This is a genomic window from Actinophytocola sp. (assembly GCF_036402745.1).
Taxonomy (GTDB): domain Bacteria; phylum Actinomycetota; class Actinomycetes; order Mycobacteriales; family Pseudonocardiaceae; genus Actinophytocola.
On sequence record NZ_DASWSJ010000421.1, the window covers coordinates 1 to 9,395 of the forward strand.

The following is a 9,395-nucleotide window of genomic DNA, read 5'->3' on the forward strand; positions in this document are numbered from 1 at the left end:
CTGCTCACCGAACCACGCGAGTGGCCCGAGGAGGACCGGCCCCGGCGGGCCGGGGTCTCGGCCTTCGGTGCCAGCGGCACGAACGCGCACGTGATCATCGAGCAGGCGCCCGCGGACGAGCCGCCCGAGCCGCGCGAGGAACGCGACGACGCGCCGGCCGCGCCGGCGGTCTGGGTCCTGTCCGCCCGGTCGGGAGCCGCGCTCGCCGGCCAGGCGCGCCGGCTGCGGGACTGGGTGGCCGCCCACCCCGACACGGAACCCGCCGCCGTGGGGCGCTCGCTGCTCGGCCGGACCCTGTTCGAGCACCGCGCCGTCCTCCTGGGACAGACCCGGGACGAGCTGAGCACCGGGCTGGACGCCGTCATCGGTGGCCGGCCCGACCCGGGCGTGGTCACGGGCGTGGCGAGGACGTCGGGCCGGGTGGCGTTCGTGTTCCCGGGTCAGGGTGCGCAGTGGGCCGGGATGGCGGTCGAGCTGCTGGACTCGGCGCCGGTGTTCGCGCGGCGGATGCGGGAGTGTGCCGAGGCGTTGGCGCCGCACACGGACTGGTCGCTGCCGGACGTGCTCCGCGGCGTGGAGGGGGCGCCGTCGCTGGACCGGGTGGACGTGGTCCAGCCGGTGCTGTTCGCGGTCATGGTGTCCCTCGCCGCCCTGTGGGAGTCCTTCGGCGTCATCCCCGACGGGGTGGTGGGGCATTCGCAGGGGGAGATCGCCGCCGCCTGTGTGGCGGGTGCGTTGTCGTTGGAGGACGCGGCGCGCATCGTGGCCCTGCGCAGTCAGCTGATCCTGCGTCACACGACCGGCCACGGCGGCGGGATGCTGTCCATCGCCGAACCGCTGGACAAGATCCACGCCCGGCTGGTGCGGTGGCCGGACCGGATCTGGATCGCCGCCGTCAACGGACCCGCCGCCACCACGCTGTCCGGTGAGCGGTCGGCGCTCGCCGAGCTGAGGGACCAGTGCCGGGCCGAGGACGTCTGGGTCCGGGAGATCCCGGTCGACTACGCCTCCCACTCCCCGCACGTCGAGTCCCTGCGCGACGAGCTGCTCGACCGCATCGCCGAGACCGCGCCGCGCGCCGGGACCGTCAGCTTCCACTCCACCGTCAACACCGGCGAGGACGACCCCATCGTCTTCGACACCACCACGATGACCGCCGGCTACTGGTACCGCAACCTGCGCGAACCGGTGCACCTGCAGCAGACCGTGCGCACGATGATGGACCACGGCTACACCACGTTCATCGAGGTCAGCCCGCACCCGGTGCTCGCCCTGCCGCTGGAGCAGACCGCGCAGGCGGCCGACCTGCCCAGCCTCACGGTCGTGCCCAGCCTCCACCGCGACGCCGGTTCGCTGACCACCCTGCTACGCAACGTCGCCCTGGCGCACGCGAACGGCGTTTCGGTCGACTGGACCGTGCTGCACGCCCAGGCCCCGCCCACCGTCGGCCTGCCCACCTACGCGTTCGACCACGAACGGTTCTGGATCGAGCCGGCGGACGGTGGGACCACCCACAGCGGTGCGGAGACCGCGCTGTGGGAGTCCGTGGACCGGGAGGACGCCGGCGAGCTCGCCCGGATCCTCGCCGCGGAGACCGACGAGGACCGGGCCTCGGTCGACACCGTCCTCGGCATGCTGTCCGGCTGGCGGCACAAGCACCGCGACCACGAGTCCACCGGCTCCTGGCGGTACCGGGTCGACTGGGCCCGGTACGAGCCGACGGCGATCCCCGGGCCGGGCGGCTGGCTGGTCGTCGCACCAGGCGGGCACACCGACCACGTGGCGGACGCCGTGCGCGCGCTCGACGACAGCGGTGCGCGCACGACCGTGCTCGAGCTGGACCCGGCGCACGGCGACCGGTCCGCAGCGGCCATCCGGGAGCTCCTACCGGACAACGAGTTCGCCGGCGTCGTGTCGTTCCCGTCCACTGTGGAGGAAACGGCCCTGCTGGCCCAGGCGCTCGGCGCCGCCGGCCTCGACGCTCCACTGTGGATCGTGACGAGAGGTGCGGTGGAGGCCGCGGCAGGCGACCAGGCGATACCGGCGGCGGCCGCACTCTGGGGGCTCGGCCGGGTCGTCGGCCTCGAGCACCCCGACCGCTGGGGCGGCCTGATCGACCTGCCCGCCGAGCTGGACCGCACCGCCGCGGCGGCGTTCGTCTCGGTGCTGCACAACCGGGACGGCGAGGACCAGGTGGCGGTACGCCAGGACGGGGTCTACGTCCGCCGGCTCGTCCGCCCCGACACGCCGGCCGCGACCAGGACGTGGGCGCCGACCGGGACCGCGCTGGTCACCGGCGGGACCGGTGCGCTCGGCGGGCACGTGGCCCGCTGGCTGGCCGACCGCGGCGCCGAGCACCTGGTCCTGCTCAGCCGGCGGGGCGCCGACGCCCCCGGGGCGGCCGAGCTGGAGGCGGAGCTGGTCGCCCGTGGCGTGGGGGTGACGATCGCGGCCTGCGACGTCGCCGACCTCGACGCGCTGTCCGCACTCGTCGACCGGCTCGAGGTCGAGGCGCCACCGATCCGGACCGTCATCCACGCCGCCGGCGTCGGCAGCCCCGTCCCGGTCGACCAGATCACTCCCGACACCGTGGCCCGGGAGCTCGCCCCGAAGGTCGCCGGCGTGGACAACCTGGCCCGCCTGCTCGGACCGCGGCTGGACACGTTCGTGCTGTTCTCCTCCGGGTCCGGCGTGTGGGGGAGCGGGATGCTGGGCGGTTACGGCGCCGCCAACGCCTACCTCGACGCCGTCGCGCCCGTGCTGCGGCGGCGCGGTGTGCCGGCGACCTCCGTCGCCTGGGGCGCGTGGGCCGGCGAGGGCATGGGCGCCGACGAGGTCGGCCGCGAGCTGCGCCGCCGCGGGATCGTCGGCATGTCGCCGACCCGCGCGCTGCACGAGCTGCAGGGCGTCCTCGAACGCGACGAGACGGTCGCGGTGGTCGCCGACCTCAGGTGGGCAGAGTTCGTCCCCGCGTTCACGTCCAGAAGGGACAGTCCGCTGCTGGCGCGGATCGTCGCCGAGCTCGGCGGGGACCACGAGGCCGAGCGGGTCGACACGTCGGGCGTGCTGCTCGCCCAGCTGCACGGGCTACCGGACAGCGACCGGGTGAAGCTGCTGCGCCAGACCGTCCGCCAGCACGTGGCCGCCGTGCTGGGCTACCCGGACCCCGGCGAGGTGCGCCTCGACGCCACCTTCCAGGAGATCGGGTTCGACTCCCTCGCCGTGGTCGAGATCAGCCGGCGACTGACCGACGCGACCGGCGTCTGGCTGCCCGCCACCGTCGTGTTCGACCACCCGACCCCGGACGCGCTCGCCCGCTACCTGGGCGACCAGCTGACCGCGCGCTCGACCGTCCACGACACCGTCCACACCGGAAACCCGCTCGACGACCTCGAGCAGTGGCTCACGGGGATCGACTCGGCCGGTGCGGAGTACGGAGAGGTGCTGGCACGGATGGAAAGCATCGCGAAGCGGCTGCGGGGGGCGTGGCCCGCCGTGCGGATCAACGCCGAGACCAACCTGGCCGACCTGGCCGACGCCACCGACGACGACCTGTTCGAGCTCGTCGACGACGAGCTGGGGCTCCGGTAGAGAGGGAGAGTTCGAGTGGCCGACAACGCCGAGAAGCTGCGCGAGTACCTCAAGAAGGCCCTGGCCGAGCTGCAGACCAGCCGGGCGCGGGTGCGGGAGCTGGAGGAGGCCGCCCACGAGCCGATCGCGGTCGTCGGGATCGGCTGCCGGTACCCGGGCGGCATCGCCTCGGCCGACGACCTGTGGGAGGTCGTGCGGTCCGGCACCGACGCGGTGTCCGCGCTGCCGGCCGACCGCGACTGGTTCCCCACCGGCGACCAGGAGACGACTCCGGTGGGCGTGCTGCATCAGCGGGAAGGCGGTTTCCTCTACGACGCGGGGGACTTCGACGCCGGCTTCTTCGGGATGACCGAGGAGTCGGCCGTGGCCACCGACCCGCAGCAGCGGCTGCTGCTGGAGACGGCGTGGGAGGCGGTGGAGAACGGCGGGATCGACCCGCTGTCGCTGCGCGGCAGCCGGACCGGGGTCTACATCGGCGCGTTCTACCGGCTGTACGCGGTCGCCGCGCAGACCGGCGACGAGCCGAACCACAACCTGGTCGCCGGGGTCACCGGCGCGATGATGGCCGGCCGGATCGCCTACGAGCTCGGGCTGGAAGGCCCATCGGCCACAGTGGACACCGCGTGCTCGGCGTCGCTGGTGGCGCTGCACCTAGCCTGCCAGTCGCTGCGGCTGGGGGAGAGCGAGCTCGCGCTGGCCGGTGGCGTCGCGGTGAACGCGACCCCGCACGTGCACACCGAGTTCATGCGACCCGTCGGGCTCGCGCCGGACGGCCGGTGCAGGTCGTTCTCCGCCTCGGCCAACGGTTCCGGCTGGAGCGAGGGCGTCGGGGTCCTGCTCCTCGAGCGCCTGTCCAGCGCCCGCGCCAACGGCCACCGGATCCTCGGCCTCGTCCGCGGCTCGGCCACCAACCGCGCCGGGGCGGCGAACGGTCTGACCGCGCCCAGCGGCCAGACCCAGCAGCGCACGGTCCGCCACGCGCTGGCCGACGCGGGCCTGCACCTCGACGACGTCGACGTGATCGAGGCGCACGGCTCCGGCACCCGCCTCGGGGACTCGATCGAGGCACACGCCATGCTCGCCACCTACGGCAGCACCCGCCGACCCGGCGACCCGCTGCTGCTCGGCTCGATCAAGTCGAACATCGGCCACACCCAGTCCTCCAGCGGCATCGCCGGCGTGATCAAGATGATCCAGGCGATGCGGCACGCCGAGGTGCCCAGGACCCTGCACGTCGACGAGCCGTCCCCGGACATCGACTGGTCGACGGGCAGGATCGGCCTGGTCACCGAGGCGCTCCCGTGGCCCGACCGGGGCCACCCCCGCCGCTCGGCGGTGTCGTCGGTCGGCATCTCCGGCACCAACGTCCACGTCATCCTGGAACAGGCCCCCGAGCCGCCGCCCACCGAGGCCGGAAACCGCGCTCTGGCAACGATTCCCTGGCCCGTGTCGGCGAAGACCGAGACCGCCCTGGCCGCCCAGGCGGCCCGCCTGCTCGCCCACGTGACCGAGCACCCCGACCTCGACCCGGCCGACGTCGGGTACACGCTGGCCACCGCCCGCGCGAGCTTCGAGCACCGCGCGGTCGTCCTCGGTGGGGACCGCGCCGAGCTGCTGGCAGGGCTGTCCGCCCTCGCGAGCGACACCGCCGCCGACACCGCCGCGGCCACCGTGCTCACCGGGCGGGCACGCGCCGAGCACGAGCTGGCCTTCAGCTTCCCCGCCGCGCCGGAGGACCCGTTCCCGGCGGGCCCGGCGCTCTACCGGGCGTTCCCCGGCTACGCCGAGGCTTTCGACCAGGCCGCCGCCGAGGCCGACAAGCACCTCACGACCTCGCTGCTGGACGTCGTCGCCGGCACCACGCGCCCCGACCCCGCGGACCGCCCGGCCGCCGAGCTGTGGCACCTCGCCCATCAGGTCGCGCTGTCCCGGCTCCTGTACGCGTGCGGCCTGCGGCCCGACGTCGTGACCGGCACCGGAACCGGCGAGGTGGCCGCGGCGCACGCGGCGGGCATCCTCACCCTCACCGACGCGACCCTCCTGGTGGCGGCCCGGTCCGGCGCCGCCGACCTCGCCACCGACCTCGCCACTGCCGCCCGCGAGATCACCTTCGCCACCCCGGCCACGACGATGATCCCGGGTCTCGACGCGCCCGGCGGCACCACCCCGGCCGACCCCGCGGCCACGCGAGCCGCGCTGCGTGCCAGGGACGTCACGCTGCTCGTCGAGCTGACCGAGGCCACCCGGACCGACGACGATCTCCCCACCCTGACCCCACCGTCCACTCCGGACGGAGTGCTCGCCGCGCTGGCCCAGGCCCACTGCCGCGGCCTGACCGTCACCTGGGCGCCGCTGTTCGACGGCACGGGGGCGAGCCAGGTCCAGCTCCCGACCTACGCCTTCCAGCGCACCAGGTACTGGTGGCAGTACTGACAGTCCCGAACGGGGGACCGCGGTCCTGGCGAGGCCGATGCCAGGACCGCGGTGGGGTTGTCAGACGCGGATGGGGAGCTTCTCCGCGCCCCGGACGTTGACGTTGCCGTTCCACGTGATCTCACCGTCGGAGGCCAGGTTCGGGAAGCGGGTCACCAGGCGCGCGACCGCCACCCGGCCCTCGAGCCGGCCCAGCGCGGCACCGAGGCAGTGGTGCGGGCCGGTGCTGAACGACACGTGTCGTTGGGCGTCGGCGCGGTCGATGCGGAACTCGTGCGCGTCCGGGCCCCAGTAGCGCTCGTCCCGGTTGGCCGAGGCGAGGCAGGCGACCACGTACGCGCCCGCCGGGATCTCCCGGCCGGCCACCACGTGCGGGGCCACGGTGATCCGGCGGGTCGCCTGGACGGGGGAGTCGTAGCGCAGGATCTCCTCGACGGTGTTGCCGACGAGGTCGGGGCGCGACCGCAGCAGCGCGAGCTGGCCGGGGTGGCGCAGCAACGCGGTGACGCCGTTGCCGATGAGGTTGACCGTCGTCTCGTGGCCGGCGACGTACAGCAGCAGGACCTGTGCGATCAGCTCCTCGTCGGTCAGCCTGTCCCCGCCCTCCTCGGCGGCGATCAACGCGGTGAGCAGGTCGTCGCCGGGCGCGGCACGCTTGCGCGCGATGATGTCGCTCGTCATCGCGTGCAGGTCCTGCTCGGCGTCGGCGATCGCGGTGAGCACGCTCGGATCGGTCACCATCCCGAGCGACTGCACCAGGATCCCGGACAGCTCACGCAGGCGATCGTGGTCCGCCGGCGGCATGCCCAGCATCCGGGAGATCACCATGAACGGCAGCGGGTAGGCGAGCTCCTCGACCAGGTCCACGCTGCCGGCGTCGGCGATCCGGTCGAGGGCGGCGTCCACCAGGTCGACGATCATCGGCTCCAGCGCGGCGATCGCGCGCATCGTGAAGGCCTTGGTCACCAGCTGCCGCAGCCGGGTGTGGTCCGGCGGGTCGCGGTCCAACATGGACGAGTCGAGCAGTCTCGGCCCGTCCCGGTGGGTCATCTGCGCGAGCTGGTCCTTCATCGGCCCGTCGGGCATGCGGGTGGACTCCACGGACAGCCCGGCCCGCAGCACCGCGGACACGTCCTCGTACCGGGAGACGAACCAGAAGCCGAACGGGTGCTCCTGTACCGGGTCGGTGTCGCGCAGCTCCCGGTAGTGCGGGTACGGGTCGGCGGTGAAGCCTGGCTGGAAAGGGTTGAACAGGACGCTCTGGCTCGCCGTCTCGGTCATCTCGGCTCCCTGGTATCACTTCGGCGACACGCGTGATACGACGGTAGAACGAGGTCCCGGGCCCGACGCGACTCTTCGAGCACCGGCAGATCGTGCCTCGACCCGGTCGTGCCGTCCGGCCTGATTCAGTAGCAGGATCCAATGTTCGATAATCTACATTATGTTAAGTCAGACGTTCGGGCCCTTCCCCTCGAGCATCGACACGTAGTGCGGGTTGTACATCACACCAAGGATGTTGCCGAACGGGTCGACCACCGACGCCGTCACGAAACCCGTGTCTCCGCGCGGCGTGCGCGGCTCGTGGATCGTCGCGCCCATCGACTCCAGGGTGGCCAGCGTCGCGGTCAGGTCGTCGACGTGCCAGTACGTCACCGCGCCCGACGGCTCCAGGTTCTTGTGCGGGGCGAACCGGCGGTCGATGATGCCCAGCTCGTGCTCGTGGTCGCCGACGCGGAACTCCAGGTACATCGGCGGGCCGGCCTCCGGGCGGGCGAAGTACGGCTCGATCCCCAGCAGCTCCGCGTACCACGCCCCGGCGGCCTCGACGTCGTCGGCGAACAGGCTGATGGTGGCGAATCCTCGCAGCATCTCGGTGGTCCTTCCGTCTCGTGCGGTGGGTACTGAGACCAAGCATCCACCGCAAAGTGCTCACCGAGTGAGCACTTTGTTTGCGACGATGAGAACCATGCGCGCCGACCGCCTCGTGGCCACCCTGCTCCTCATGCAGTCCCGCGGCCGGGTGACCGCGAAGGAGGTCGCCGGCGAGCTCGAGGTCTCCGTCGCGACGGCTCGGCGGGATCTCGAGGCGCTCTCCGCCGCCGGCATCCCCGTCTACCCGCAGCCGGGTCGCGGCGGTGGCTGGGCGCTCGTCGGCGGCGCCCGCACCGACCTCAGTGGACTCACCGCCACCGAGGCGCAGGCGCTGTTCCTCCTCGTCGGCCCGGCCGCCGCCGTCGCGCCCGATGCCAAGGCGGCGCTGCGCAAGCTGGTCCGGGCGCTCCCCCAGACCTTCCGCGCCGACGCCGAGGCCGCGGCCAGCGCCGTGGTGATCGACTCCGCGCGCTGGGGTCAGGAGGTCCCCGAGCGCGACGACACGGTCGACCTGCTGCGGCAGGCCGTGGTGCGGCGGCGAAAGGTCCGGCTCGCCTACCGGAACCGGACGCACCAGACGACCGAGCGCCTGGTCGACCCGTGGGGCCTCATCGACAAGGACGACGTCTGGTACCTCATCGCCGGTACCGAGAAGGGCCAGCGGACCTTCCGCGTCGACCGCATCACCGACGCCACCGCCACCGACGAGGAGGCCCACCGGCCCGGCGACTTCGAGCTGGCCAAGGCCTGGGACGAGGTCGTCGAGGAGATGGAGCAGCGCCGCTCCCCCGTGTCGGCCGTCGTCCTGATCGAGCAGCGGTTCGTGCACGTGCTGCACCGGCAGTTCGGCCGGCACTGCGAGGTCCTCGGCGAGCAGGACGGCCGGGCCACGGTGCGGCTGGCGGCGCACACTCCCCTGTCCATCGCCGAGCGGATCGCCGGCTGGGGCACGACGGTCGAGGTGATCGAGTCGGCGCCGGTCCGTACCGAGCTGGCCCGGATCGGCGCCGAGCTGGCAGCGCGATACGGATCAGTCGATGAGTAGACATGTAGACATGGCGCCAAGTCGACGGCGCGGCACCGGTGATCAACTCGACCATATCGTGTGAAGTCCTGCACCGACCACCGGAACCTCAGGGGACCGTGACGGCACCCAGCCACCACCCACCCCGATACCCGCACTATCCGCCGGGACGCAACGCACACTTTTAATCCCGGGGAGGCGGACTGGGTGAAGTCCTGCACCGACCACCGGAACCTCAGGGGACCGCGACGGCACCCAGCCACCACCCACCTCGATACCCGCACTATCCGCCGGGACGCAACGCACACTTTAAATCCCGGGGAGGCGGACTAGCCGCGGTCGTGGTGCGGCGGGCGGTTCTGCTCGTACCAGGAGTCGGAGTCGGGCCGCTCCTGGTCCCGCTCGTCGGAGGTGGTGTCCGGCAGCACGTCGCCGAAGATCTCGTCCAAGTCGAGATCCCGGCGACGGTGCGGCT

5 protein-coding genes are annotated in these 9,395 nt (G+C 73.0%); 3 read left to right on the plus strand and 2 right to left on the minus strand.

Annotated elements, in window-relative coordinates; all coding sequences use genetic code 11:
• The coding region (locus VGD70_RS36470) for an SDR family NAD(P)-dependent oxidoreductase (protein ID WP_331089673.1) at positions 1–3,591 on the plus strand (3,591 nt) is incomplete at its 5' end.
• 15 nt (positions 3,592–3,606) lie between these two features.
• Complete coding sequence (locus VGD70_RS36475; protein WP_331089675.1) at positions 3,607–6,024, plus strand: type I polyketide synthase; 2,418 nt, start codon at positions 3,607–3,609, stop codon at positions 6,022–6,024.
• Positions 6,025–6,084: 60 nt separating this feature from the next.
• Here the strand turns inward: VGD70_RS36475 and VGD70_RS36480 are convergent, their stop codons facing one another.
• Both VGD70_RS36480 and VGD70_RS36485 read right to left on the minus strand, forming a co-directional pair.
• Positions 6,085–7,305, minus strand: coding sequence for a cytochrome P450 (locus VGD70_RS36480; protein ID WP_331089677.1), 1,221 nt, complete (start codon positions 7,303–7,305; stop codon positions 6,085–6,087).
• A gap of 168 nt (positions 7,306–7,473) precedes the next feature.
• The gene (locus VGD70_RS36485; protein ID WP_331089679.1) at positions 7,474–7,893 is read right to left on the minus strand and encodes a VOC family protein; all 420 of its coding nucleotides are present in this window, start codon (positions 7,891–7,893) and stop codon (positions 7,474–7,476) included.
• Positions 7,894–7,990: 97 nt separating this feature from the next.
• Here VGD70_RS36485 and VGD70_RS36490 point away from each other — a divergent pair, with 97 nt between their 5' ends.
• Entirely contained in the window at positions 7,991–8,941 is a 951-nt protein-coding gene (locus VGD70_RS36490) for a helix-turn-helix transcriptional regulator (RefSeq protein ID WP_331089681.1), read from the plus strand.
• Positions 8,942–9,395 lie beyond the last annotated feature (454 nt).

What these genes read in the sequence shown, in the direction of transcription:
- VGD70_RS36480 (WP_331089677.1), bottom strand. Translation starts at nt 7,305, where the DNA reads ATGACCGAGACGGCGAGCCAGAGCGTCCTGTTCAACCCTTTCCAGCCA.
- VGD70_RS36490 (WP_331089681.1), top strand. Translation starts at nt 7,991, where the DNA reads ATGCGCGCCGACCGCCTCGTGGCCACCCTGCTCCTCATGCAGTCCCGC.
- VGD70_RS36485 (WP_331089679.1), bottom strand. Translation starts at nt 7,893, where the DNA reads ATGCTGCGAGGATTCGCCACCATCAGCCTGTTCGCCGACGACGTCGAG.